The sequence below is a fragment of the Actinacidiphila acididurans genome, from assembly GCF_016918855.1.
In the GTDB taxonomy this organism is placed as follows: domain Bacteria; phylum Actinomycetota; class Actinomycetes; order Streptomycetales; family Streptomycetaceae; genus Actinacidiphila; species Actinacidiphila acididurans.
In genome coordinates, this window is sequence record NZ_JADKYB010000015.1 from 1 (window position 1) to 24,911 (window position 24,911).

23 protein-coding genes and 1 pseudogene are annotated in these 24,911 nt (G+C 74.1%); 10 read left to right on the forward strand and 14 right to left on the reverse strand.

The features are described 5' to 3' along the window. Nucleotides 1-1,586: CpsD/CapB family tyrosine-protein kinase (locus tag ITX44_RS25720; RefSeq protein WP_205359769.1), on the reverse strand; the 1,586-nt coding region annotated here is incomplete at its 3' end. Between the two features lie 215 nt (nucleotides 1,587-1,801). Next, nucleotides 1,802-3,013: pseudogene (locus ITX44_RS25725) on the reverse strand (glycosyltransferase family 4 protein); the annotation flags it as partial. 163 nt (nucleotides 3,014-3,176) lie between these two features. Here ITX44_RS25725 and ITX44_RS25730 point away from each other — a divergent pair. Next, on the forward strand, nucleotides 3,177-3,638 hold the full coding sequence (locus tag ITX44_RS25730) for an FAD synthase family protein (protein WP_205359770.1): 462 nt from the start codon (nucleotides 3,177-3,179) through the stop codon (nucleotides 3,636-3,638). Here the strand turns inward: ITX44_RS25730 and ITX44_RS25735 are convergent. Then, on the reverse strand, nucleotides 3,613-4,308 hold the full coding sequence (locus tag ITX44_RS25735; protein WP_236061612.1) for a CDP-alcohol phosphatidyltransferase family protein: 696 nt from the start codon (nucleotides 4,306-4,308) through the stop codon (nucleotides 3,613-3,615). The genes ITX44_RS25730 and ITX44_RS25735 overlap by 26 nt on opposite strands. A gap of 297 nt (nucleotides 4,309-4,605) precedes the next feature. Between ITX44_RS25735 and ITX44_RS42765 the strand changes: the two genes are divergently transcribed. The 3 genes from ITX44_RS42765 (at nucleotide 4,606) to ITX44_RS25750 (ending at nucleotide 7,895) form a co-directional block, all read left to right on the forward strand. After that, a complete protein-coding gene (locus tag ITX44_RS42765; protein WP_205359771.1) occupies nucleotides 4,606-5,622 on the forward strand; it encodes a pentapeptide repeat-containing protein in 1,017 nt (338 codons plus the stop codon). 306 nt (nucleotides 5,623-5,928) lie between these two features. Next, on the forward strand, nucleotides 5,929-6,711 hold the full coding sequence (locus tag ITX44_RS25745) for a polysaccharide deacetylase family protein (RefSeq protein WP_205359772.1): 783 nt from the start codon (nucleotides 5,929-5,931) through the stop codon (nucleotides 6,709-6,711). Then, nucleotides 6,711-7,895, forward strand: a complete 1,185-nt coding sequence (locus ITX44_RS25750; RefSeq protein WP_205359773.1) for a YncE family protein — start codon at nucleotides 6,711-6,713, stop codon at nucleotides 7,893-7,895. The genes ITX44_RS25745 and ITX44_RS25750 overlap by 1 nt, the downstream gene beginning before the upstream one ends. A 45-nt stretch (nucleotides 7,896-7,940) precedes the next feature. Here ITX44_RS25750 and ITX44_RS25755 read toward each other — a convergent pair whose 3' ends face one another. The 3 genes from ITX44_RS25755 to ITX44_RS25765 are packed head-to-tail and all read right to left on the reverse strand — an operon-like array spanning nucleotide 7,941 to nucleotide 10,622. Continuing rightward, nucleotides 7,941-9,119, reverse strand: a complete 1,179-nt coding sequence (locus tag ITX44_RS25755; RefSeq protein ID WP_205359774.1) for a serine hydrolase domain-containing protein — start codon at nucleotides 9,117-9,119, stop codon at nucleotides 7,941-7,943. Further along, nucleotides 9,085-9,282: a hypothetical protein gene (locus ITX44_RS25760; RefSeq protein ID WP_205359775.1), complete on the reverse strand. Its 198-nt coding sequence runs from the start codon at nucleotides 9,280-9,282 to the stop codon at nucleotides 9,085-9,087. The genes ITX44_RS25755 and ITX44_RS25760 overlap by 35 nt, the downstream gene beginning before the upstream one ends. A gap of 17 nt (nucleotides 9,283-9,299) precedes the next feature. Then, the gene (locus ITX44_RS25765; protein WP_205359776.1) at nucleotides 9,300-10,622 is read right to left on the reverse strand and encodes a Bcr/CflA family efflux MFS transporter; all 1,323 of its coding nucleotides are present in this window, start codon (nucleotides 10,620-10,622) and stop codon (nucleotides 9,300-9,302) included. An 84-nt stretch (nucleotides 10,623-10,706) separates the two neighbouring features. On the opposite strand from ITX44_RS25765, the gene ITX44_RS25770 reads away from it, so the two are divergent. Then, nucleotides 10,707-11,720 carry a Gfo/Idh/MocA family protein gene (locus ITX44_RS25770; RefSeq protein WP_205359777.1) on the forward strand — a complete coding sequence of 338 codons (1,014 nt, stop codon included), beginning with the start codon at nucleotides 10,707-10,709 and terminating at the stop codon, nucleotides 11,718-11,720. Nucleotides 11,721-11,801: 81 nt separating this feature from the next. Here the strand turns inward: ITX44_RS25770 and ITX44_RS25775 are convergent, their stop codons facing one another. Next, nucleotides 11,802-12,113 carry a 4a-hydroxytetrahydrobiopterin dehydratase gene (locus ITX44_RS25775; protein ID WP_205359778.1) on the reverse strand — a complete coding sequence of 104 codons (312 nt, stop codon included), beginning with the start codon at nucleotides 12,111-12,113 and terminating at the stop codon, nucleotides 11,802-11,804. 187 nt (nucleotides 12,114-12,300) lie between these two features. On the opposite strand from ITX44_RS25775, the gene ITX44_RS25780 reads away from it, so the two are divergent. Continuing rightward, nucleotides 12,301-13,197: a PhzF family phenazine biosynthesis protein gene (locus ITX44_RS25780; RefSeq protein WP_205359779.1), complete on the forward strand. Its 897-nt coding sequence runs from the start codon at nucleotides 12,301-12,303 to the stop codon at nucleotides 13,195-13,197. Between the two features lie 223 nt (nucleotides 13,198-13,420). Here the strand turns inward: ITX44_RS25780 and ITX44_RS25785 are convergent, their stop codons facing one another. Together ITX44_RS25785 and ITX44_RS25790 are read right to left on the reverse strand one after the other, a co-directional pair. Continuing rightward, the gene (locus tag ITX44_RS25785) at nucleotides 13,421-13,990 is read right to left on the reverse strand and encodes a TetR/AcrR family transcriptional regulator (RefSeq protein WP_205359780.1); all 570 of its coding nucleotides are present in this window, start codon (nucleotides 13,988-13,990) and stop codon (nucleotides 13,421-13,423) included. Nucleotides 13,991-14,198: 208 nt separating this feature from the next. After that, a complete protein-coding gene (locus ITX44_RS25790) occupies nucleotides 14,199-14,717 on the reverse strand; it encodes a GNAT family N-acetyltransferase (protein WP_205359781.1) in 519 nt (172 codons plus the stop codon). A gap of 86 nt (nucleotides 14,718-14,803) precedes the next feature. Here ITX44_RS25790 and ITX44_RS25795 point away from each other — a divergent pair, with 86 nt between their 5' ends. From ITX44_RS25795 to ITX44_RS25805, 3 genes are all read left to right on the forward strand, one after another. After that, complete coding sequence (locus tag ITX44_RS25795; protein ID WP_205359945.1) at nucleotides 14,804-15,733, forward strand: NAD(P)-dependent oxidoreductase; 930 nt, start codon at nucleotides 14,804-14,806, stop codon at nucleotides 15,731-15,733. Between the two features lie 92 nt (nucleotides 15,734-15,825). After that, complete coding sequence (locus ITX44_RS25800; RefSeq protein WP_205359782.1) at nucleotides 15,826-16,410, forward strand: GNAT family N-acetyltransferase; 585 nt, start codon at nucleotides 15,826-15,828, stop codon at nucleotides 16,408-16,410. A gap of 73 nt (nucleotides 16,411-16,483) precedes the next feature. Then, nucleotides 16,484-17,185, forward strand: coding sequence for a maleylpyruvate isomerase N-terminal domain-containing protein (locus ITX44_RS25805; protein WP_205359783.1), 702 nt, complete (start codon nucleotides 16,484-16,486; stop codon nucleotides 17,183-17,185). Between the two features lie 53 nt (nucleotides 17,186-17,238). On the opposite strand, the gene ITX44_RS25810 is transcribed toward ITX44_RS25805, so the two are convergent. Both ITX44_RS25810 and ITX44_RS25815 read right to left on the reverse strand, forming a co-directional pair. After that, on the reverse strand, nucleotides 17,239-19,560 hold the full coding sequence (locus ITX44_RS25810) for a xanthine dehydrogenase family protein molybdopterin-binding subunit (protein WP_205359784.1): 2,322 nt from the start codon (nucleotides 19,558-19,560) through the stop codon (nucleotides 17,239-17,241). Next, entirely contained in the window at nucleotides 19,557-20,096 is a 540-nt protein-coding gene (locus ITX44_RS25815) for a (2Fe-2S)-binding protein (RefSeq protein ID WP_205359785.1), read from the reverse strand. The genes ITX44_RS25810 and ITX44_RS25815 overlap by 4 nt, the downstream gene beginning before the upstream one ends. A 219-nt stretch (nucleotides 20,097-20,315) precedes the next feature. On the opposite strand from ITX44_RS25815, the gene ITX44_RS25820 reads away from it, so the two are divergent. Further along, nucleotides 20,316-21,476 carry an XdhC family protein gene (locus ITX44_RS25820; protein WP_205359786.1) on the forward strand — a complete coding sequence of 387 codons (1,161 nt, stop codon included), beginning with the start codon at nucleotides 20,316-20,318 and terminating at the stop codon, nucleotides 21,474-21,476. Nucleotides 21,477-21,715: 239 nt separating this feature from the next. Here ITX44_RS25820 and ITX44_RS25825 read toward each other — a convergent pair whose 3' ends face one another. From ITX44_RS25825 to ITX44_RS41455, 3 genes are all read right to left on the reverse strand, one after another. Then, complete coding sequence (locus tag ITX44_RS25825; protein WP_205359787.1) at nucleotides 21,716-22,417, reverse strand: MBL fold metallo-hydrolase; 702 nt, start codon at nucleotides 22,415-22,417, stop codon at nucleotides 21,716-21,718. An 80-nt stretch (nucleotides 22,418-22,497) separates the two neighbouring features. After that, on the reverse strand, nucleotides 22,498-23,172 hold the full coding sequence (locus tag ITX44_RS25830; protein WP_205359788.1) for a LuxR C-terminal-related transcriptional regulator: 675 nt from the start codon (nucleotides 23,170-23,172) through the stop codon (nucleotides 22,498-22,500). Continuing rightward, nucleotides 23,163-24,797 (reverse strand): sensor histidine kinase, encoded by a 1,635-nt coding sequence (locus ITX44_RS41455; protein ID WP_236061615.1) that lies wholly within the window; start codon nucleotides 24,795-24,797, stop codon nucleotides 23,163-23,165. The genes ITX44_RS25830 and ITX44_RS41455 overlap by 10 nt, the downstream gene beginning before the upstream one ends. Between the last annotated feature and the right edge of the window lie 114 nt (nucleotides 24,798-24,911).

A 24,911-nucleotide genomic window follows, 5' to 3' on the forward strand; every position in this document is an offset into this window, starting at 1 on the left:
GGACAGGACAGGATCACGGCGAGGCCGAAACGGCGGCCGGCGGCTTCCGGCTCCGGGGGGTGCAGGACCGCGCCGAGGACGCCGCCACCGGCCGCCTCGACCATCTCGCGGACCCGTACCAGGTCGGTGCGGTGCACGGCGCGCGGGTCGCACACCACCAGGACCCCCTCGACCCGGTCGGCCAGCGCGAGGGCGTCGGCGTAACCGAGGACGGGCGGGGCGAGGACGACGACCGCGGAGCCGGGCTCGTCGGCCTCGGCGAAAAGGCGGGTGGCGGCGGCGGAGGTCAGGGCGCGGGCGACGTTGCGCACCCGGCGGCCGGGCACCAGGTCGAACGACCCGGACTCGCCCGCGTCGATGGGCACGTGCAGGCCGGCCGGCCAGCCGGTCTCGCCCGGCGCGGGGCCGCGGGCGAAGGCGGTCCTGGCGCCCTCGGCTGCGCGCAACCGGGCGGCCAGCGAGGGATCGCGCAGGTCGGCCTCGACCAGCAGCACCTCCATGCCCATCTCGGCGAAGGCCGCGGACACGTTGACGGCGACGCCCGCCGCGGCCGAGCCGACCCCGCGCGGGGCCACCACCAGCAGCCGGCGCCGTTCGGCGAACCGCTTGTCGTGGCTGATCCGGAAGGCGATCGCCCGGTACTCCTCGGCGAGCCGCCCGTCGCCCTCGGCCAGCGGCTCGGCCGGGTCCCAGCCGGTCCGGGGCAGCGTGCCCAGCACCGGCGCGTCCAGGGCGCGTACCACCTCCGCCTCGGACCGTACGGACGGGTCGAACACCAGCCGCACCCATGCGGCGAGCAGGCCCAGCGCGATGCCGACCGCGCCGCCCAGGCCCAGCAGCAGGGCCGGTCCCGGGCCGGCCGGGCCCGCGGGCACGGTGCCGGGCCGGATGACCACGCCGGGAGTGGTGTCCAGGGCGCGCAGGCTGCTGATGTCGCCGTTGAGTTCGGTGATCCGGGTCAGCAGGTTCGTCTGGACGGACACCAGAGTGCCCACCACCTGCGGGTCGGTGGCCTTCTGGATCTGGTCGAGCAGGTCGTTGCGCTGCTTGACCAGCGGGGTCAACTGGGCCTGGTAGCCGGAGATCATCGTGGTGATCACCGACTTGGTCTGCGCCTCGCGGTTGCCCAGGTAGGCGGCGGTCAGCGCGTTGACCCAGTCGGCGGCGTGCCGGGCGCTGTCCGCGGAGCAGGTGAAGCGCAGCACCAGGGTGTTGGGCGGGTTGGTGACGTTCAGGCAGTGGGTCAGGCGGGTGGCGGGCTCGCGGAGCTTCGCCGCCGCGGTCGCGGCCACCGTGCTGCTCAGCGCGTTCTGCCGCTCGGTGCCGATGTTGATGCCCTTGTCGGCGGTGGCGCCGGTGGCGAACGGGTCGGTGGTGGCGGCCCGCACCATGATCTCGCTGGTCGCACTGTACGAGTGGGCGCCGGCCAGGGCCAGCAGCGCGCCGCCGAGCAGGCCGATCAGCAGCCCGGCGGCGATCAGCGCGCGGTAGCGCAGCAGTTGCCGGAACTGGTCGCGCAGCAGGTCGGGTTCGTCCGGCGCCAGGGCGTCCGTCCCGTCCGTACCGCCGTGCCCGTCGCCGGTCATCTCCCCACCGCCCCCTCGATCGTCCCCGGCGCGGCCCCGGTGTCCTCGGCTCCACCGCCGCCGCGCGTCCGGCCGTCACTGCCGCCCGCGTCCGTACGGTAGCGCCCCGGCGACCGGTCGTGACCGCCGGACGCCGCATCCTGATCGTCCGGACCGTTCGGACCGCCCGTCGTGCCGGAGTCCGCGCCGCCCGCCGCCTCCGGCTCCCCTTCGGGCTCCGGCCCCGGCTCCTCACCCAGCGCCTCCGCGAGCAGGGCGTCGATCCGGGCCAGGCCGGCCGCGCGGCTCAAGTGGGCGGCTGCGTAAGCCGGTCCGCGCTCGCCCAGGGCCGCGGCGCGCTCCGGGTCGCCGGCCAGGGCGTGGACGGCGTCCAGGAGGGCGCGCGGGTCCTCCGGGGGGACGATGACCCCGGCGCCGGAGCGGGTGATCTCGGCCGCGCTGCCGCCGCCGGCCGCGACCGAGGCGACCAGCGGGCGGCCGGCGGCGAAGTACGAGGTGAGCTTGGACGGCACGCTCATGTCGAGCACCGAGGCGCGCTGGGTGACCACGAGGACGTCGGCGGCGGCCAGCACCTCGGGGAAGTCCTCCTCGGCGGCCGGCGGCAGGAAGTCCAGGTTGGCCAGTCCGTCGGCCAGCGACCGCAGGTGCTCGCGCTGGTTGCCGTCGCCCATCAGCACCACCCGCACCCCCGGGTCCAGGCGGGCCGCCTCGACCAGCACCTCCAGCCCCTGCTTGAGCCCCATGTTGCCGCTGTGCAGCAGGACGACACGGCCCGGCCGCCAGCCGAGCCGGGCCCGGGTCTCCTCGCGCGGCCGCGAAGGGCCGGGCACATGCGACCAGTTGGGCACCACCCGGATCCGCTCGGGCGGCACCCCGAGGGCGGCCACCTTCCCGGCGAAGGTCTCGTGGATGACGCCGACGAGGTCCGCGCGGGCCAGCACGTACCGCTCGGCGGCCCCGGCCACCGCGGCCACCGCGCGCCCGCCGCCGCGGATGCCGCTCTGCCGGGCCGCGGCGCCCATCAGGTCCTGCACGATCGGCACGAAGGGCACCCGGAACCTGCGGGCCAGCCGTGCCGCCGCGATCCCGCCCGCCAGGCTGGGCAGTTGGGCGACCACCGCGTCCGGCCGGTCGATCTCCGGCGGCCGGCGCAACGCCCCGGCCAGCACCGACAGTTCGAACATCGCCCGGGTCAGCGCGGTCTGCCGGGCCGGTACGGTGTGCCGGCGCCGGTGCACGGTCACCCCGACGCGCTGCTCGGTGACCCGCCTCACGCCCGCGTACGCCGGGTCCAGCACCCAGGCCGGATAGTGCGGCATCCCGGTCAGCACGTGCACCTCGTCGCCGCGGTCCGCCCAGTGCTCGGCGATCTGCGTGGCGTACGGCCCGATCCCGGCGTGCTCCGGCGCGTAGTTGGTGGAGACCAGCAGTAATCGCCGTCGCGTACCGGACCGATCCACGCCATCGCCCCTTCCCGCGCCCCGTCTCCGTACGCGTGCCCGTACTCCGACGTCGTACCCGCCCGGCCGGACCGTTCACCCCTTAGACTCCGACACGCCGACAAGCGTTGTACGGCTGGGGGTCCTGCTGATGGTGACGCACCGGGTGGGGTACGCGCCGGGGGTTTACGACCTTTTTCACGTCGGTCACCTGAACATCCTGCGCCACGCGCGTGCCCATTGCGACCACTTGATCGCGGGAGTGGTCTCCGACGAGATGGCCGAACTCGCCAAGGGCCGCCGCCCCGTGGTGCCGCTCGTCGAGCGCCTGGAGATCGTCCGCAGCGTCCGCTACGTGGACGACGCGTTCGTCGAGACCGTGCCGGACAAGCTGGCGACCTGGCACCAGGTCCGCTTCGACGTCCTGTTCAAGGGCGACGACTGGCGCGGCACCGACCGCGGTCGCCAACTGGAGCGGGACATGGCCTCGGTGGGCGTCGCCGTCGTCTACTTCCCGTACACCGTGCACACCTCCAGCACCCAATTACGCCGGGCCCTGGACGCCCTGGCCGGCCCGGGCCCGGCCGCTACGGGAGAGGCCGCACCGCGCTGAGCCGCCGGAACCAGGTGCTCAGGAAGGCGGCCAGGAAGAGTACGTGCGCCGCGAAGAGCGCGGTGTAGGCCCAGCGGAACGCCCGCTCATCGCCCAGCAGCAGAAATACCGCGCAGAACACGCCGTGATCGACCGGGAGCAGGGCGACCGCCCGCAGCGTGACCTTTCCGGACGCCGGCTGCCCCCCGGACCCGGCCCCCTTCGGCGTGAGCTTGTCGGTGAGCAGCCCACCGAAAAAAATCAGCACGGCGGCGAACTGAAACCCCAGCGGCACCAGCAGCCAGCCGTCCCCCGGCAACTCGAAATGCCGGTAGAACGTGATCAGCACGGCGCTGTGCACCGCCACGATCTTGGCGCAGTCCACCACATGGTCCAGCCACTCCCCCGCCGCACTCCCACCCCCGCGCAACCGCGCCAACTGCCCGTCCGCCGCGTCGAACGCGAACCCCAGCGCCAGCCCGCCCCACACCCCCACCGCCAGCGGATACGAAGGCCGCCCCAACGCCACAGCGGCCACCGCCCCATAACTGAGTACGGCACTCACGACCGTCACCTGATTGGGCGTCATCCCCACCCAACTCGCCCCGGCCGCCAGCACCCTCCCCACCGGCCGATTCACGTACCGCGAATACAACGAGACACCCTTGGCACTCTTCTGCGCCCCCCGCAACCGCCCCAACGCAACCCGGAACCCCGTCCGCCCCGCCCCGCTTCCCCGCACCCCGACTCCCCCCTCACCGGCCCCACATGATGCCAGGCACCGCCCGGACGCCATCCCGCATCCCACCGGAAACTCCATGCCCCCCATGCGTCTGCCATGGAACGCTGTGCGTCGTGACGGACACGCCTTACGACGAACTGCGCCTGCGGATCGACACCCTGATGTCCGCCCTCGGCGCCGGGGGAAGGTGACGTGCTGCTTCGCCGATACGTGGGCAGGGGTGCTCGACAGGCAGGTGCGTGGCTGGTGCGCCATCGCTCGGCGCTCGGGGTCGCCCTCGGCGCGTTGGGGGTGATCGGCGGTGTGCTGGTCATCCTGGGTCCTGTGTCGTGGCTGCTGGCGGGGAACAGCGTCCGGTCGCTGCGGGGCAGGGACCAGGCGGACGCGGTGAACGCCGTGCGTCAGACGGTCCTCGCGGCCTTCGCCGGCGCCACTGTTTTCGCGGGACTGGGGTACACCGCCAGGACCTACGTACTGGCCCGCCGGGGGCAGGTCACCGAGCGGTTCCGTGCCGCCGTGGAACAGTTGGCCTCGCCGGAGCTGGAGGTCCGTATGGGCGGCATCTACAGCCTGGAGCACGTGCTTGCCGAATCGCCCCAGGACCACACAGCCGTGGTGAGCGTCCTGGCCGCCTACGTCCGCAATCACACGAACGCCGCGCTCGCACGTACGACCGTCCTGCCCGAGGAGCGGAACGCCGACCGCCCCATGCCCGCTTGGGGAACGCAGCCTCCGCAGGACGTTCAAGCGGCAGTCGACGTCCTCGCACGTCGCCCGGATCGGCGTGAGCCCCGACGGATCGATCTGCGGGGTGCGGTGCTGATCGGGCTGTCCCTGCGCGGCTTCGAGTTCGATGCCGCACCACGGCTGTCACCCATGTTCCTGACCGGAGCGGATCTCAGAGGAGCCGACCTGCGAGGCACCGACTTACGGGGCTCCATCCTGAACGGAGCCGATCTCCGGCAGGCGTTCCTGATAGGCGCCCGGCTCTTCGACGTCCCCATGTCCGGAGCCGACCTGCGGGAGGCGCTCCTGCAAGGGGCAGACCTGCTCCAGGCGGATCTGGGCGGAGCCGACCTGCGGGACGCCACACACCTGACCGCCGAACAACTGGCGGGGGCGTTCATCGACGCGGACACGCGCCTGCCCACCGAACTGACCGCTGATCCCTGGGTCATGGCACGCCTCGCGGATTGTTCGGCCTGGAGGTCGGACGAGTCCCACCACCTGACCGCTCCTCCCCCAACGCCACCACCCCATTGAGACCGCGCCGTAGCCACGGACCGCACACCACCCCCACGCAACTCACCGGCTCCGACAACAGCGGCATCCGAACGGCGGGAAGCGAAACCGGCACCCCTTGACGCCCGGGAGGGGCCGGAGGGGTGGGGGTCCGAAATGCTGACTTATATTTGTGGGCCGCCAGGCCCGTAAATATGAGATTTCGGACCCCCACCCCGGAGGCCCCGACCCCGATACGGCGTACCCGCACCCCCAAGCGGGTGGCCCCGCACCCCACCGCGCCGAGCCGAAGCACCAAGCCGGACATAGAGCCCTAAAGTGTGCCCGATGTCCACGCCGAGCCTGCCCCCGATCTCCCGCCGCGCCCTGCTCGTGACCGCCTCGGGGTCCGCCCTGGCCGGGTGCGCGGGCGGCGCGGGCGGCCATGTGTCGGCGGCGGCCGCGCGGCCCGCACGCGCGAACACACCCCCACAGTCTTCGCGGACACACCCCGGGCACCTCCCTCCCGGCCTGCCCGACCAGATCGAGCACGGCCCCCGGACCAGCCACAAAGTGGCCCTCACCTTTCACGGCCAGGGCGACCCGGCCCTCGCAGAGTCACTGCTCACGACCGCGGAGAAGGCCGGCGCACACCTGACCGTAATGGCCGTCGGCACGTGGCTGGACGCACACCCGGCGATGGCCCGCCGGGTCCTGGCCGGCGGGCACGAGCTGGGGAACCACACGCAGCGGCACGTGGACATCGGCGCCCTGGACGCGGCACAGGCGCGCGCCGAGATCGAGGGGTGCGCGGAGAAGCTGCAGGGCCTCACGGGCTCGCGAGGCCGGTGGTTCCGCCCGTCGCAGGCGCGGCTGACCACGCCGCTGGTGGTGGGGCTGGCCCGGCAGGCGGGCTACCCGCACGTGCTGTCGTACGACGTGGACTCGCTCGACTGGACCGACCCCGGCCCGGCGAAGGTGCGTGCCGTGGTGGCCGGGCAGGTGCGGCCCGGATCAGTGGTCTCGCTGCACTTCGGGCACCCCGGCACCCTGGCCGCGCTGCCCGGAATCCTCGCCGACCTGCACCGCCGCGGCCTGCGCGCGGTCACGACCTCGGAGCTGCTGACCTGATGCGCCGCTACCTGTCGTCCGCCCTGCTCGCGTCCGTGGCCCTGCTCGCCACCGCCTGCGGTACGGGAAGAGGTGCCGACCACGAGCAGGGGCCGGCCCCCGCCCCGACGAGCACGCACCGGGCGGTCCCGGTCCGCCCCGAGCCGGCCGCGCCCGGCCTGCCGGGCATGCCCTCACCGCTGGACCCGCACGACCTGTACGCCGCCGACCGGCCGAACGTGCTGTCCCCGGTGGTGCGGGACTTCCCGTCCCGGGTCTACGTGCCGAACACCGAGTCCGACACGGTGTCGGTGATCGACCCGGCGACGTACAAGGTCATCGAGACCATTCCGGTGGGCCGCCAGCCGCAGCACGTGGTGCCGTCCTGGGACCTGCGGACGCTGTGGGTCAACAACGACGTGGGCAACAGCCTCACCCCGATCGACCCGGCCACCGGCGAGGCGGGCAAGCCGGTGGACGTGCACGACCCGTACAACCTGTACTTCACGCCGGACGGCAAGTACGCGGTGGTGATGGCCTCGCTGGACCGGCAGCTGGTGTTCCGCGACCCGCACACCATGGCGGTGCGCAAAGTGCTGCCGGTGAGCTGCTACGGCGTCAACCACGCGGACTTCTCGCCGGACGGGCGTTACTTCATCGTCAGCTGCGAGTTCTCCGGCGAGCTGCTGAAGGTGGACACCGCTCGGATGGAGATCGTCGGGCAGCAGCGGCTGCCGTACGAGGGGGCGATGCCGCAGGACGTGAAGATCGCGCCGGACGGCCGTACGTGGTACGTCGCGGACATGGTGGCGGACGGCGTGTGGGTGCTCAACGGCGACACCTTCGCGCAGCCGGTGCTGCTGCGTACCGGCAAGGGCGCGCACGGCCTGTACGTCAGCCGCGACTCGAAGTACATGTACATCTCCAACCGCGGCGAGGGATCGATCTCGCTGCTGGACTTCGCCACCGGGCGGCTCGCCGCGAAGTGGCACATCGACGGCGGCGGCAGCCCGGACATGGGCGGGGTGTCGGCGGACGGCAAGGTGCTGTGGCTGTCCGGCCGGTACGACAGCGAGGTGTACGCCATCGACACCACGAGCGGCCGAACCCTCGCCAAGATCCCGGTCGGGGCGGGCCCGCACGGGCTGTGCGTGTACCCGCAGCCGGGGCGCTACTCGCTGGGGCACACGGGCGTCTTCCGCTGAGCCACGGCTCTTCCGCCGCGGCCGATCCGGCGAACCGTGGGCGGCCTACTTCAGCGCCCGCGCCAGCCGGGTCGCGGCCGCCGCCCGGGGAGCGCTGCCCAGCGGCCAGGTGCGCGTGGGGTGCACGGAATTCGCGAGCAGTATCAGAAACGCGCCGCTGTCCGGGTCGAGCACCAGGCTCGTACCGGTGAACCCGGTGTGGCCGACCGCGCCGCGCCCGGCGAGTTCGCCCATGAACCATTCCTGGTCTGTCTCGAAGCCGAGCGCGGCGGCGGGCCGCCCGTCGGGCCCGGGGGCGCGGCCGAAGAGCAGGTCGACGGAGGCGGGGGCGAGGATCCCGGCGTCGCCGTCGAGCAGCGCGCGGGCGAAGAGGGCCAGGTCCCAGGCGGTGGAGAACAGCCCGGCGTGCCCGGCGACGCCGCCGAGGGCGTACGCGTTCTCGTCGTGCACCGCGCCGTGCACCATGCCGCGGTCCAGCTTGCCCCAGGGCCTGCGCTGGTCCTCGGTGGCGGCGATCCGGGGGCGCCAGGAGGCGGGCGGGTTCCACCGCGTGTCGGTCATGCCGAGCGGACCGGTGATCCCCTCTGCGACCAGCCGGTCCAGCGGGCGGCCGGTGACCCGTTCCAGCAGTGTCTGGGTGAGCAGCAGGTTGAGGTCGGAGTAGCGGCGGGCGGCGCCGGGCGGGGTGAGGGGTTCTTCCCCGGCCAGCGCGCGGGCCCGCTCGGCGGGCCCTGGCAGGTCGTACAGCGGCAGCTCGGGGCGCAGGCCGGAGGTGTGGGTGAGCAGGTGGCGCAGCGTGATGCCGTGCGCGGCGGCGGCCCGCAGCTCCGGTACGACGTCGGCGACCGGCGCGTCCAGGGCGAGGGTGCCGCGCTCGACCTGCTGGACGGCGGCCGCGGCGGTGAACAGCTTGGTCAGCGAGGCCAGGTCGAACACGGTGTCCGGCCGCATCGGCACCCGCTCGTCCGCGGGCAGCGCGACGCCGCGGTCGGCGGCCGCGTCGTATCCGCGATAGCGGACAGCCCAGCCCAACGCCTCGTGCAGCGCCACCGCGGGTCCGCGGCCGGCGAGCACGACGGCGCCCGCGCACCAGGGGTGCGGGCGGGCCGGCTCGCCGGCGGCGGGCGACAGCCACCGGTCGAGTTCGGGAACGATCCGGCTCAGCTCGTCGGAGTCGAGTCCTGCCTGCTCAGGGCAGGTACCTCTCGACAGCGGCGGGACCATGCTCCTCCAGGGCCCTGCGGGCCTTCTCGATCAGCTCCGGGGTGGGTTCGCGGCCGGAGGCCCGGACCAGATCCTCCGGGTCCACCATGTGCTCGCCCCCGGTGTGCAGGCAACTGTCGGCGGTTTTGAAAGCCCACTTGCTTTCGTCCGCAACATCGGACATTTCGTCCTCCCGATGGTCTACGGTCCCTCCACCGTACGCCGACCGCGCAGGCAGAGCCCGGCGAAGGCGGTCACGGCCACGATGACGCAGCCGAGCTGGGTGATCGCCATCGGCACCGCGGTGCCGTCGCCGGCCACTCCGGCCAGCGGCGAGATCACCGCGCCGACCAGGAAGGAGGAGGTGCCGATCAGCGCGGAGGCGGAGCCGGCGTTCTTCTTGGTGCGCAGCAGCGCCAGGGTGTTGGTGGTGGGCAGCACCAGGCCCAGGGACGCCATCAGCGCGAACAGCCCGGCTGCGATCTCCCACAGCGCGGCCCGGCCGAAGACGCCGGTGCTCAGCAGCACCAGGGCGCTGACCGCGCCGCCGATCAGTAGCAGGCCGACCGCGAGCACCTTGTCCATGTCCACCCGGCCGACCAGCACCTTGCCGTTGAGCTGGCCGACGGCGACGATGCCGACCGAGTTCAGGCCGAACAGCAGGCTGAAGGTCTGCGGCGAGGCGCCGTAGACGTCCTGGACAACGAAGGAGGAGGCGGACACGTACGTGAACAGGGCCGCGAAGCCGAAGCTGCCCGCGATCACGTACCCGGTGAACACCCGGTCGGCGAGCAGGGTGCGCATCGCGCCGAAGGTGCCGGACAGCTCACCGGCGTGCCGCCGCTCGGGCGGCAGCGTCTCGTGCAGGCTGCGCCAGACCACGGCGGTGAGCAGGACGCCGATGACGGTGACGACGACGAATATGCCGCGCCAGTCGGTCAGCCGCAGGATCTGGCCGCCGATGGTGGGGGCGATGATCGGGGCGACCCCGGAGATCAGCAGCAGGGTCGAGTAGAAGCGGGCCATCTCCACGCCGTCGTACAGGTCGCGGACCACCGCGCGGGCGATCACGATGCCGGCCGAGCCGGCCAGGCCCTGGATCAGCCGGACGACGATCAGCATGACCGCCGAGGGGGCGAAGGCGCAGGCGGCGGTGGCGAGGACGTAGATCAGCATGCCGGCCAGCAGCGGGCGGCGACGGCCCCAGCGGTCGCTGAGCGGGCCGATCACGAGCTGGCCGAGGGCCATGCCGGCCAGGCAGGCGGTGAGGGTGAGCTGAACGGTCGCGGCCGGGCTGTGCAGGGACGTGGTGACCTGCGGCAGCGCCGGCAGGTACATGTCCATGGACAGCGGCGGGAGGGCGGTCAGGCCGCCCAGCACGAGGGTGACCAGCGGTCCGGTGCGGTGCGCGGGGGCGAGCGCGGCGGGGGCGGTTCCGGTGGGGGCGATAGGGGCGGACGGGGCTGAAGGGACGGCTGGAGCGGTCGGTCGGGGCGCGGGTGAACTCGGCCCGGCGTCCTGCACGGGGGTACTCCCATCGGAAGTAATTGAATCGTTCCCTATTCTTTCAGCGTCCTAGGCGGCGACGAACGAATCGAGGAGCCCGGTATGAGCGAACGCTACGGGAAGGTCCGCTGGGGCATCCTGGCGACCGGTGGAATCGCGGCAACCTTCACCGAGGCGCTGCTGAGCATGCCGGACGCCGAGGTCACGGCGGTCGGCTCGCGCAGCGAGGAGGCGGCCAAGGAGTTCGCCGAGCGGTACGGGATCGGGCGCGCGTACGGCAGCTGGGCGGAGCTCGCGGCCGACGACGAGGTGGACGTGGTCTACGTGGCCACCCCGCACTCCGCGCACCGGGCGGCCGCCGAGCTGTGCCTGGAGGCGGGCAAGGCGGTGCTGTGCGAGAAGGCGTTCACCCTGAACCAGCGCGAGGCGCGGGAACTGGTGGACCTCGCGCGCTCGCGCGGCCTGTTCCTGATGGAGGCCATGTGGACGTACTGCAATCCGCTGATACGGCACATGGTGGCGCTGGTGGCCGAGGGCGCGATAGGCGAGGTCCGCAATGTCTCGGCGCACTTCGGCTTCCCCGGTGAATTCGCGCCCACCCACCGGCTGCGCGACCCGGACCAGGGCGGCGGCGCGCTGCTCGACCTCGGCGTCTACCCGGTCTCCTTCGCGCAACTCTTCCTGGGCGAGCCGGACCACGTGGCCGCCTGGGCGCACCTGACCCCGGAACGGGTCGACGACAACACTGCCATCGCGCTGGGCTGGAACAGCGGCGCCGTCGCCTCGCTGAGCTGCTCCTTCACCACCGACACGGGCGCGCCCGCGCTGGTGGCCGGCTCGGCGGGCCGGATCGAGATACCCGACGGCTTCTTCCACGCCGACCGTTTCGTCCTGCACCGCCCGGGCCACGAGCCGCACACCGTCCACCTGGCCGACGTCTCCCCCTCCGACACCGACCGCTCCAGCATGCGCCACGAGGCCGCCGAGGTGATGCGCTGCCTGCGCGAGGGCCGCACCGAATCCCCCCTGCTCCCCCTCGACGGCTCGCTGTCCGTGATGCGCACCCTCGACACGATCCGCACCCGGATCGGGGTGACGTACCCGGGAGTCGACTGAAATTCGGCGCCCGGATCTTTCGGCGCGCGGATCTTTCGGCCCTGGATCTTCCGGTGAGCGCCGCGGCCGCCCGCGGGCCCGCTACTCGACCCCGTGCCCCGGGGCGACGGCGGCGATGCGGGTGGCCAGGTCGAAGTCCTTGGTGGTCAGGCGGGAGCCGGCCGCGTGGGTGGTGACGGCGACGTTCAGGGTGTCGTAGCCCACGGTCAGGTCGGAATGGTGGTTCAACTCGTCCTGGATACCGGCGATGTGGAGGGCGAAGATCGCGGCGCGCACGTGCGGCAGGCGGTAGGTCCGGGACAGGGTGCGGCCGTCCTCGGACACGGCCCACCCGGGCAGCGCGGCCAGGCGCTCGTCGATCTGCTCGGGAGTCAGGGGCTCGGCGTACGGCATCACGGACCTCCGGGTTTGGCAAGCGCCGGGAGCAGGGGCCACCGCCATCCGTATCACGCCCCGACCCGGCCCGCACGGTGCCGCGGCCGCCCGGGGGTTCGCGGCGGGCCCGGTACGACGGGGCTGCGGGTCCACGGGTCCAGGGACCCACGGGAATGGCGTCGCGGCCGATCGGGTTGGCTCGGTCATGACGACTTCCGGTGGTACGGCGAAGGCTTCCGGCGGCGCGGAGGGCGCGGGGCGGGGCGGCGGGCCCGAGGTCCTGCGCTACACCGCCTTCTCCAGCGATCCGGCCGGCGGCAACCCGGCCGGGGTGGTGCTGGACGCCGCCGGTCTCGGCGCGGACGAAATGCTGGCGATCGCCGCGGAGGTGGGCTACTCGGAGACGGCGTTCGTCACCGCGGCGGACGGCCGCACCCTGGATGTGCGCTACTTCAGCCCCAAGGCCGAGGTCCCGTTCTGCGGCCACGCGACCGTGGCGACCGCGGTGGCCGTCGCCGAGCGCACCGGGCCCGGTGACCTGCTCTTCCGGGTCGTGGCGGGCGAAGTGCCGGTGAGCGTCGAGGCGGGCGGCGACGGCGTGCTGCGCGCCACCCTGACCGGCGTCGAGCCGTACACCGAACCGATCGCGGACGACGACCTCGCGGAGGCGCTGGCCGCGCTGGACTGGGCGGCCGCCGACCTCGACCCCGCCCTCCCGCCGCGGATCGCCTACGCCGGGGCCCGGCACCTGGTGCTGGCCGCCGCCACCCGCGCGCGCCTGGCCGCCCTCGACTACGACGACGCCCGGCTGACCGCGCTGATGACCGCCCTGGACCTGACCACGCTTCAGCTCGTCTGGCGCCAGAGCCCGGCGGTCTACCACGTGCGGGACCCCTTCCCGGTGGGCGGGGTCGTGGAGGACCCGGCCACCGGAGCCGCGGCGCTGGCCTTCGGCGCGTATCTGCGGGAGCTGGGCCCGGTGCCGGAGCACCTGACCCTCCACCAGGGCGAGGACCTGGGCCGGCCGGGCGTGCTGCGGGTGGAGCTGCGGCCCGGCGACCCGCGGGTCCGGGTGTCGGGCGCGGCGGTGCCGCTGGCCTGATCGGCGCACCGCCTGGAGACGAGCCCCCAGGCGTGCGTACGCGTCGGCCCGCGCGATCAGCGGCCCGGTCGCCGGCCCCGCCGATCAGTCCGCATCGGCCCCCCTCCGCCCCGGTTCAGCCACCGGACGCCGGGACCATTGCCGCGTCCTGCAGCGGCCCGGTCACCGGCACCCCCCGCCAACCGGTCCGGAGCAGACCCCGGCCAGCTCCCTCCGCCCCGGTTCAGCCACCGGACGCCGGGACCACCGCCGCGTCCAGCAGCGGCCCGAGTTCGCGGACCACCGTACGCAGAGGGCCTACGTCCTCCTGCGCGCGGGCCATCAGGAGCGCGCCCTCCAGGGTGCTGATCATCAGGGTGGCGAGGGCGGGGGCGCGTTCGGCCGGGACGCCCATGGCGGTGAGGGCGCCGGCGACGGGCGCGTTCCAGGTCGCGAAGGCGTCCGCGGCGGCCGCCCGGGTGGACGCGGCGGTGTGCGAGCAGTCGACGGTCGCGGCGGCCACCGGGCAGCCCGAGCCGTAGCCCATGGCGTCCATCTCGTCCGTCCACTGCCCGATCATCGCGGCGAACAGCCCGCTGGGCGTGGGCGGGTCCATCGCGGCCAGGAAGCGGTCGATGCGCCGGCCCGCGTACCGCCCGGCCCAGGCGACCGCCTCGTTGACCAACTGCTCCTTGCCGCCCGGGAAGTAGTGCTGGAGCGAGCCGCGCGGCGCCTGCGCGTGCTCCGCCACGTCCCGCATCCCGGTCGCGCCCACCCCGTCGCGCCGGATGAGCTGCGCGGCGCTGAAGACCATGCGCTCACGCGGCCCGTACGTCCGTGGGCGCGCGCCTTCCGCCGTACCCACGCGCGTACCCGCCGCCGCACCCGCGTGCGTACCCGCCCCCGTACCCACGCGCGTACCCTCCGCCGCACCCGCATCCGTGCCCTCGTCCGAACCCGCCATGGGACCCGTCCTCCCGTTCCCGCCGATCGTCCCGTCTCCCCCGCCCGCGCCGCCGCGTTCAGCGCAGCTCGTAGACGCCCGTGCGGGCGTCGCGGGTCACGCCGCCGTCCACCAGGGACAGTTCCGGGCGCCGGCCGAGCGCCGCCAGCAGGGGCGCGCGGTACGGCAGCACGCACGCCGTCACCCGCGTGACCCCGCGCAGGCGGGCGCGGGCCAGCAGTACGCCCATCATCGCGCCGCCGAGCCCGCGCCGCTGGCACGCGTCGGCGACGAGTACGCCCAGCTCCGCGCTCGTGCCCGCCGGGTCCTCCGCGACCAGGCTGGCCAGCCCGGCCAGGCAGGTGCGGTCGCCGCCGTACCCGACCACGGCGTCGTGGAGTTCGGGCGGTCCGGCGAGCGCTCCGTCGAGATACGGCAGCGGCAGCGCTCCGAGGCGGCCGAAGAACCGCTGGCGCACGCTCTGCGCGGAGCAGCGGGCGAACAGCGCGGCCAGGGCGTCGCGGTCCTGCGGGCCGGCGCACTCGATCCGCCAGTCCGCGGTGCCGATGGCCTCGCCGTCTCCTATGACCAGTGTCATAGGGCCAGTATTATGACGACCGTCATGGAACGGCAAGGCGCCGGCGGTCCTGGGTCCGCCGGTGGCGAAGGAGGCGGTGCCGCGTGCTGGACGTCGGATTCCTGGGCCTGGGCATCATGGGCCGGCCCATGGCCCTCAACCTGGCCCGCGCGGGCACCCCGCTGACCGTGTGGAACCGGACCGCCGCCCGGACCGAACCGCTGCGCGCGGCCGGCGCCCGGGTGGCCGCCTCCCCGGCCGAGGTCTTCGAACGAGCCGGCACGGTGGTGCTGATGCTCGCCGACGAGGCCGCGACCGACGCCGTCCTCGGCCGCGGCACGCCCGCCTTCACCGGGTACGCGGCCGGGCACACGGTGGTGCACATGGGCACGACCGCCCCCGCGTACTCCCGCGCGCTGGAGGCCGACGTGCGGGCGGCGGGCGGCATTTACGTCGAGGCGCCCGTCTCCGGCTCCCGCAGGCCCGCCGAGGACGGGCAACTCGTCGGCATGCTCGCCGGGCCGGCCGACGCGGTCGAGGCGGTGGGGCGGCTGCTGAAGCCGGTGTGCGCCGCGGTCTTCCCGTGCGGGGACGCGGCCCCGGCGGCGCTGCTGATGAAGCTCGCGGTCAACCTCTACCTGATCACCAGCGTGACCGGGCTGGCCGAGGCCTTCCACTTCGCCGACCGGCACGGCCTGGACACCGAGCGCTTCCTCGCCGTCCTGGACGCCGGGCCGCTGGCCAGCGCGACCACCCGGGTCAAGGCGCCCAAGCTGCGGGAACGCGACTTCACCGCCCAGGCCGCGGCCCTCGACGTCCTGAAGAACAACCGCCTCATCGCCGACGCCGCGCGGGCCGGCGGCCTCGCCTCACCGCTCCTGGACGCCTGCCACGCCCTGTTCGCCGAGACCGTGCGGCTGGGGCACGAGGGGGAGGACATGGTGGCGGTGCTGCGGGCGATCGAGGCGCGGACGGACGGGGGTTCGGGTCTTTCGGGTCTTTCGGCCGTGGAGCGAGCGGCGGGGACGGCGGGCTGAGCGGCGGTGGGGGGCGTACGTACGGAGGGGCCCGGGGCCGGGGTCCGCGCGTCGGCCGGGGCGGGGCCGGGGGACCCGGATAGCCTCGGTGCATGGCTGGTGCACCCCCTTCCCCCGTGCTGCGTGTCCGGACCGCCGTGGCGGACGACATCCCCGGGATCGTGCGGTGCGGCGCGGACCTGCTGACCGAGGACGCGGCCGCACGCGATCCGCGGGTGGACCCGGGCTGGGTGCTGCGGGAGGGGCGGGCCGCCTTCGCCGCCACCCTCGAGGACCCCGCGTGCCTGCTGCTGGTGGCGGTCCGCGCGGGCGGGGCGCAGGGTACGGGCCGTTTGCCGGCCGAGGGCGGGCAGGCGCAGGCCGACGCGGTGGCCGGGTACGCGATCGGCGCCCTCAGCGAACCGGTCGGGGTGCTGCCCATCCGCAGCGCGGTGCTGCGCGCGCTGTACGTCGCCCCCGAGCACCGGGGCGCGGGCACGGGCGCCCGGCTCACCGCGGAGTTCTTCTCCTGGGCCCGGGCCAAGGGCGCGGTCCGCGCGGAGGTGAACGCGTACACCGCCAACGAGGACGGCCTGCGCTTCTACCGCCGCCAGGGCTTCGCGCCCCGCGCGGTCCGCCTCGACCTGGACCTGTCCGACGCGGATTCCGCCGCACCCGCCCCGCCGTCGTACCCGTAAATCCGGTGCGTACCGCGCCACCGGCGCCGTACGCTCCTTCGCCCGTACGACGTGCGGTACGTGGAAGGGGCTGATGGCGGTGGCCGGTCCGGCCGATACGGCGGCTTCACCCGATGCGGCGGCGGCCCTGCGCGCGGCGTACGAGGCGTTCTCCGCGGTGGTGGCCGGGCTCGGCGAGGACGAGTCGTGGGCGCCGAGCGGGTGCACCGGGTGGGCGGTACGGGACCTGGTGTTCCACTGCGCCATGGACGCGCAGCGCGGCCTGGTGGCCCTGCACACTCCGGCCGGGGCCGCGGCGGCCGACCGGGACGCGGTCACGTACTGGGCCGACGCGCGGCCCGGCACGGCGGGGGCCGCGAACGGGCGGCGCTTCGCCCGGGTGAGCGCGTCGATGTTCCTGGACTTCGAGCAGCTGCGCGGCCTGTACCTGGAGACGGCCGCCGCTGCCGTGGTCGCCGCGGGCCGGGCCCGCCCGGAGGACCTGGTGGCCACGCAGGGCCACGTCCTGACCTGCGGCGACCTGATGGACACCCTGACGGTGGAGGCGACCGTCCACCATCTGGACCTGATCGCCCACCTCCCGGCCGCGGCCCCGCCCGCCCCGGCCGGCCTGTCCCGCGTGCGCGCCGTCCTCGACGGCCTCCTCGGCCACCATCCGCCGCTCTCCTGGGACGACGCCCACTGGGCCCGCGCCGGCACGGGCCGGGTCCCCCTCACCGAGGCCGAGCTGCGGGTGCTCGGTCAGGACGCCGCCCGCTTCCCGCTGTTCGGCTGAGCGGTCCCGCGCCGGTGGGCGGGCTGCCGCGGCAGCCCGCCCGGGGCGGTGCCTCAGCCGTTCAGCGCCGCGAGGACCCGGTCCGGGGTGAGCGGAAGGGTGCGGAACCTGATGCCGGTGGCGGCGAAGACCGCGTTGCCGATGGCGCCGGGCATGGTGCCGATCGCGGGTTCGCCCGCGCCCAGCGGAGGCTGGTCGGGGCGGTCGATCAGGATGGTCCTGATCTGCGGGACCTCGTTGAAGCGGATCACGTCGTACTGCGCGCCGGGGGTGGCCGACGACCAGCTCAGCGACGTGACGGCGTCACCGGCGTAGTGCACCTCCTCCTTGAGGGCGCGGCTGATGCCCTGGACGACGTTGCCCTCGATCTGGTTGCGCAGACCATTGGGGTTGATGACGAGTCCGCAGTCGTGGGCGACGACCACCCGGTCGACGTGGATCTGCCCGGTCGCGCCGTCGACGTGGAGTTCGACGTACGTCGCCACGTACGCGTTGACGACCTCGTACTGCTGGAAGGCGACGCCCGCGCCCACTCCGTTGCCGCCGGTCGGCCGGTTCTCCCAGGTGTCCCGCAGGGCCTTGCAGACGGCGACGGCGCGCGGGTCCGGCAGGGACGCGATGCGCAGCGCCAGCGGGTCGCGGCCGGCGGCGTGGGCGAGTTCGTCGAAGAACGACTCGTTGGCGAAGCTGTTGGAGAAGCCGCCGAGGGAACGCATGGCCGTGGTGCGCGGGATGCGGTAGGTGAGCGGGGCCGAGGGCGCGGCCGAGGCCGGGCCGGTGGTCTCGAAGCTCTTGATGAGGTGGGCCTCGACGCGCTGCGGGAAGCCGTACGTCACGGGTGCGTTGCGGCCGGAGCTGTCGACGGACGTGGCGGGCAGCGGGTCCGGCAGCAGTCCCTTGAGGGCGCCGGCCAGCAGGGTGCCCGGGTTCTTCGCGGACGGACGGCTGTTGGCGGTGGGCGCGTAGATCACGTGCGACCAGGCGGTGATGCCCTTGGGGCCGAGGGCGGCCGTCATGTCGTGGGCCTGCGCGCCGCCGTAGGGCTCCCAGCCGTGCTCGTCCGCGCGGAGCCACTGCACGCGGACCGGGGCGCCCACGGCCTGGGAGAGCAGCGCCGCGTCGGCCGCGCAGTCGTCGACGCCGTCGTGGCCGTAACAGCCGGACGCCTCCTCGTAGATGACGCGGACCGCGGCCGGGCTCAGGCCCAGCAGGCCGGCGATGGCGCCGCGCAGCGCGGTGACGCCCTGGGTGCCCGACCAGACGGTGGCCTGAATGCCGGTGTCGGGGTCCGGGGCCGGGCGGACGTCGGCCACCGCGGTGGACGCGCCCATGGTGCCGTGCATCTGGAAGGGGGTGAAGTACTGGGCGGTGAGCACGTGGTCGGAGGCCGCGAGCACCGGGGCGACGCCGTCGTCCTTCTCGACCACCGTGGCGTAGTGGTTGGCCGGATCGCGCAGCGCGGTGGGCAGGTCCGCCTGCTGGATCAGCGCCGGCCCCTGGTCCCAGATGACGGTGATCCCGGTGGTGGGCGACGCGGCGCGGGCGGCGGCCCACTGGCTGGTGGCGACGACACCGATGAAACGTTCCTGCTGTACGACGGCCACGACGCCGTCGATGGCCTTGGCGCGATCGAGGTTGCCGATCACGGGGTTGCGCGCGTTGCGGCCGGGCGGCCGGACGACCCGGCCGTGCAGGGTGCCCGCGGGCACGATGTCGTGCAGGAAGCGGAAGGTGGCGTCGAACTTGCCCGGCAGGTCGACCCGGGGCTGGCTGGTGCCGACCACGACGTAGTCACGGGGGTCACGCACCGGGGCCGTCGTGTCCAGCGGCAGCACGGTGGTGCCGGTCCGCAGGAGTTCCGCGTAGCCGACCGTTCGGCCCCGCGCGGTGAACCGTCCGTCCGCCGCGCGGAGTTTGGACGGGTCGACACCGAGCGCCTTGGCGGCGCGGCGGCTGAGTTCGGCGAAGGCGGTGGCCGCGGCCTGGCGCAGCTGGACGCCGCCGACCTGGACGCTCTTGGATCCGGCGGTGAGGCCCTGGTCGACGTTGAGCAGCGTGTCGCCCTGGACGTAGCGCACATCGCCGACGCCGAGCCGCAGTTCCTCGACGACGATCTGGGTGAGGGAGGTCTGCACGCCGGTGCCGAGTTCCACCTTGCCGCTGAAGACGGTGATCGCGTCCTCGGTCAGCACGAGCCAGGACTGCGTGGGGGCGCCGGCGGGATCGTCGACCCGGACCTCGCCGCCTTCGCCTTCGCTGCCCGCGGCAGCGCTGTCCGCGGCGGCGACGCCCGTGCCGAGCAGGGAGAAGCCGACCGCGATGGCGCCGGCGCCGGCGAGGAACTGCCGCCTGGAGGGCGATGCGACGGTGGTCATCCGATCATCTCCTTGGCGGCGGCGCCGACAGCGGCGACGATACGGGTGTGGGTGCCGCAACGGCACAGGTAGTTGCGGGTGTTGTCCGGTGACGCGCCGGACAGGAAGTCCTTGATCTCCTGCTCCGTCGGCACCGCGTTGTTGCCCGCGGCGATACGGCTCTCCAGCCAGGCCAGCGAGCCCATGATCAGCCCGTTCGCGCAGAATCCGCACTGGGCCGCCTGCAGGGCGGTGAACGCCCGCTGGAGCGGGTGGGGTTCGCCGCCCGGTGCGGCCAGGCCGTCAAGGGTGCGGATGTCCGCCTCGTCGGCGACCGTGTGCATCTGGCGCACACAGGACCTGGTGGCCGCTCCGTCGAGGAGCACCGTGCAGGCGCCGCACTGCGCGATGCCGCACCCGAAGCGCGGTCCGTGCTGGTCAAGGCGGTCCCTGAGCCAGTACAGCAGCGGCTCGGAGGCCTGCGAAGTCCCGGTCCCGGCCGACTCGTAGTCGGCCGTCACTTCGCTGCCGTTCAGACGTACAGCCCGAGTGGGCATTGCCATCATCCCCTTGCATCGGAGCGTGGTCCTCTTCGTGCATATTTGTTGCTATTTGCGGCCCTTCGTGCTGAAGTGATCCCGCACGAAGTCCGGTCGCGGAACCATACGTGCCGGAGGCAACGAGTGTTCAGTGCCGGACCGGCCGATTTCCCGAACTCCGCAGGGGCGTCGTGCGGTTCGGCGCTCCCGGAAGGCCTTCCGAAGGGCGGAACGAGCATGCTGGACCTGGCCGAGCCCCTGTCCTCCTGGTACGCGCAGGGGCGTGCCTTCGCCGTGGCGACGGTGGTCGCCGTCCAGGGCAGCGCGCCGCGCCAGCCGGGCGCGGCGATGGCGGTCGACGCCGACGGCACGGTGCTCGGCAGTGTTTCCGGGGGCTGCGTGGAGTCCGCCGTGTTCGAGCTGTGCCAGGAGGCCCTGGAGAGCGGCCGCTGCTTCGCCGAGAGGTTCGGCTATTCGGACCAGGACGCCTTCGCGGTCGGCCTGACCTGCGGCGGACAGATCGACGTCTTCGTCCAGCCGGTGCTGCCGGGGCGGCGGCCCGAGCTGGGGCAGGCACTGGCCGGTGCGGCTTCCCCGGACGGGGTGGCGCTGGCCAGGGTCGTCGCCGGCCCGGACAGCCTGCTCGGCGAAGCGGTGATGATACGCGCCGACGGCACCTGGACGGCCGGCGTGAGCGATCCGGCGCTGGCGGCGACGCTGCGGTCCGGCGCGCAGGCGTTCCTGGCGAACGGCTCGACGGGCACCCTGGAGGTTGGTGCGTGGCGGGAGGGCCCCTGCGAGCCCGTGACGTTGCTGGTCGAGGCGAGTACGCCGCCGCCGCGGCTGCTGGTGTTCGGAGCCACCGACCTGGCGGCGGCCGTGGTACGGGTGGGCGCGTACCTCGGCTACCGGGTGACCGTGTGCGACGCGCGTCCGGTCTTCGCCACCCGCGCCCGGTTCCCCGAGGCCGCCGAGGTCGTCGTCGACTGGCCGCACCGCTACCTGGACACACAGGAGTTGGACCCGCGCACCGCGGTCTGCGTGCTCACCCACGACCGGAAGTTCGAACTCCCCCTCCTCCAGCGGGCGCTGCGGCTCCCCCTCGCGTTCGTCGGCGCCCTGGGCTCGCGCAGGTCCCACGAGGAACGGCTCGCGCTGCTCCGGGAGGCGGGGGTCACCGATGCCGAACTGGGCCGGCTGCATTCCCCGATCGGCCTGGACCTCGGTGGCCGCACCCCGGAGGAGACCGCGTTGTCGATCGCCGCGGAGATCGTGGCCCACCGCCACGGCGCCAGCGGGCTGCCGCTGGCCGGGACGGACGGGCCGATCCATCGCGTGGGCCGCTCGACCACGGCGGTACGGCCGGCCGCCTCCGAGCGGGTGCCGAGCACCGCCTGACCGGTGGTTTCCGGCCGGGAGGAGGCCGCCGGGCCGGCCCCGGACGCGGCTGCGTCAATGCACTTGAGGGCTCGATCGGTACGGTGGAGGCCCGGTGCCCGGCCCGGTGGCCAGGCACACGCCCGCTGGACGCGGTCGCCGACCGGGATACGGTCACCCGGCCGCTTGAGCGTTCCACGACGCGGCGGACCCCGGCGCGCAAATGCCCGCCAGGGACGAGGCCGCCGGCCCGGACACGGTCACCCGGCCGCCGCGACGGCGGTCCGCAGTGCCGCCCCGGCCCCGCCGGCCACCGGCTCGCCGTGCCCGAAACAGGCGATGTCCACGGGGAGTTCGGCCATCCGGCGCAGGGAGGCCATGGCCAGGGCCCGGTCCTGGTTGAACACGCCGAGTACGGGCCGCCCTTCGACGCCGGCCACGGCGTCCCCGGTGAACAGCACGCCGGGCCCGGGCAGATGGAGGGCGATGCTTCCGCCGGTGTGCCCGGGCACGGCCAGCACCCGGGCCCCGCCGCCGAACCCGATCACGTCCCCGTCCTCGACTTCCCGGTCCACCCGCGCCGGCGGGGCCGCGGGCGGCATCGTCAGGCTCGCGTACAGGTCCCGCTCCCACTGCGGCGCGCCCGCGAAGTCCGGTGCGGCGGCCGTCGCTTCGCCCCGGACGACCGGCGCCTCCGCCCGGTGCGCCACCACCTCCACCTCACCCCACCCCGCGACCTGCGCGGCCGAGCCCGCGTGATCCGGGTGCCCGTGGGTCAGCACGAGCCGCCGTACGTCCCCGGTGCCGTACCCCAGCTCGCCCAGCGCCCGCGCGATCTCCCCGGCGGCTCCCACCACCCCGCTGTCGACCAGCGTCACGCCGTCCGCGTCACCCCACACGTACACGTGTCCCATCGCGAACCGCAGCATGTGCAGTTCCGGCAGCAGCTCCAGCGTCTCCATGCGGCCACGCTAGGGTCCCACTCGCCGCGGCCGGCTCGATTGCGCTCTCGGCGTCACCTGAGTCGTCGCCCCGCGCCCGCTCACCCCGCGCGGCCGTCGCGCGGGACGGACATGAGGTAGGCCAGCACGGCCAGCACGCGGCGGTTGTCGTCGTCGGAGGGGGCGAGGCCCAGCTTGGCGAAGATGCTGGTGCTGTGCTTGGAGACGGCCTTCTCGCTGATGAACAGGCGGTGCGCGACAGCGCTGTTGGACCGGCCCTCCGCCATGAGTTCCAGCACTTGGCGCTCGCGCTCGGTGAGCCGGGCGAGGGGTTCGCGCGCGTCGCGGCCGCGGCGGTCGAGCAGCTTGGTGACCACGCTGGGATCCATGACCGTACCGCCGGCGGCGACCGTACGGATCGCGTCGACGAACTGGTCGTCGCTGAACACCCGGTCCTTGAGGAGGTAGCCGACCCCGCCCGCCCGGTCGGCGAGCAACTCCTCGGCGTAGATGCGCTCGACGTACTGCGAGAGCAGCAGGATCGGCAGCCCGGGGAGGCGTTCCCGGGCGGTCAGGGCCGCGCGCAGCCCGTCGTCGGTGTGGGTGGGCGGCAGCCTGATGTCGACGATCGCGAGGTCCGGCCGGAACTCCAGCAGCGCGCCGAGCAGGCCCGGCGCGCTGTCGGTGGCCGCCGCGATCTCGAACCCGCGTGCCTTGAGCAGCCGGACCAGCCCCTCCCGGAGCAGGAACAGATCCTCGGCGACGACTACGCGCACGGCACCTCCATGACCACGATCGTCGGGCCCCCGGGCGGGCTGCTGACCGCCAGGACGCCGTCGAAGGCGGCCAGCCGCCGCTCCACCCCGGCCAGTCCGCTGCCGCCGGCCGGATCCGCGCCGCCCACCCCGTCGTCGGTCACCTCGATCCGCAGCAGGCCCGGCGTCCGGGCCAGCCGGATCCCGAGGCGGTGGGCCGAGGCGTGCCGGACGGCGTTGGTCGCCACCTCGGCGACGGCGAAGTAGCAGGCCGACTCCAGCGGGGCGTCGAGCCGCCCGGTCAGCTCGATGTCGACGTCGCAGGGCAGCGGCAGGTCCAGGGCCAGCGCCCGGACCGCTTCTGCCAGGCCGCGGTCGGCCAGCACCGGCGGGTAGATCCCCCGGACCAGGGCGCGCAGTTCCTCCAGTACGGCCGCGGAGGCGACGCGGGCCTCGGTCACCAGCGTGGCGGCCTCGTGCGGGCGCTCCAGGATCAGTTCCTCGGCGGCCCGCAGATTCATCCCGATCGCGACCAGCCGCCCCTGCGCGCCGTCGTGCAGATCGCATTCGATCCTGCGCAGTTCCGCCGCCGCGGAGCTGACCGCCTCGGCCCGCGTCTCGGTCAGCACCCGCACCCGCCGGGTCAGCGCCGGATCCGGGGCGCGCCCCAACAGCCGCCTGGCGTCCGGCAGTACGGTCAGCGGCAGCAGCCACAGCCCCATGGCCAGCAGCAGCGTGCCGTAGATCCCGCCGAGCACCGCCATGTGGTGCGCCATGTCGATGGGGAAGGACGGCGTCGGCCCGCGCGGGGAGCCGAGCGTGCGCACCAGCACCAGGGACTGCCCGAAGCCGCCCTGGGCGACGTCGTACGCCCCGACCCCCACCAGTCCCAGCGCCGCCAGGTCGGCCGCCACTCGCGGCCACCGGGCCAGCCCGGCCACGATCGCCGCCAGCACCACCAGCCCGACCAGGTACGCCGCGGTCGCCACCACGGCCGTCCTGTTGTGCAACGGGGGCGTCCACAGACCGAGGTCGAGATGGGCGCCGACCATCACCACGACCGCGGGCAGCAGCAGGGCCCACCGCGCGCCCCGTACCACTTCGGTCGCGCCGCCTCGCGCCTGTCCACCGGTGGCCACCCGGCCCAGGACGCTGCCGGCGACGGCGGCGAGCAGCGCGGCGCCCGCGCCTCCTTGGACCAGATCCACCGGCACCGGCCGGGTCGGCACATGTGTGGCCCAGTTCAGCCAGATCAGCAGGTCAGCGGTCACCACCGCCACGGCGGGCAGCACCCATCGCCGGTGCGCGGGCACCGGCGGCAGCGGCACGGTGCCCAGCAGACCCGCCAGCAGCAGTGCCGTCGGCAGCACCCCGTCGGGCGGCAGGTCCGGCACGTCGAGCACGTAGCCGGACGAGGCCCCGCTCTGGTGGACGGCCACCAGCAGGACGGACACGCTGCCGTACGCCGCGGCCCCCGCCAGCCCGGCCAGGACAGGCCAGCCGATCCACCACGGAGTACGCCGCTTTTGCACCGCCCGCCGGTGGTGCACTCGCTCCGCGCTGAACGCCAGCACCGCACACACCGCGGTCAGCGCCACGATCGCCCCCAGCAGCCAGGTCCCCCGGTGCACCGGAAACGGCCACATGGCCCGCCCCCCATCTCAGCGTCTCGCCCTCCGGGCCGCACATCGCGGCCCGCGGCTCATGCTGCTGCGCGGGGCCCCGCGGGCACCATGGACCGGAACCTACTTCGGGGGTGG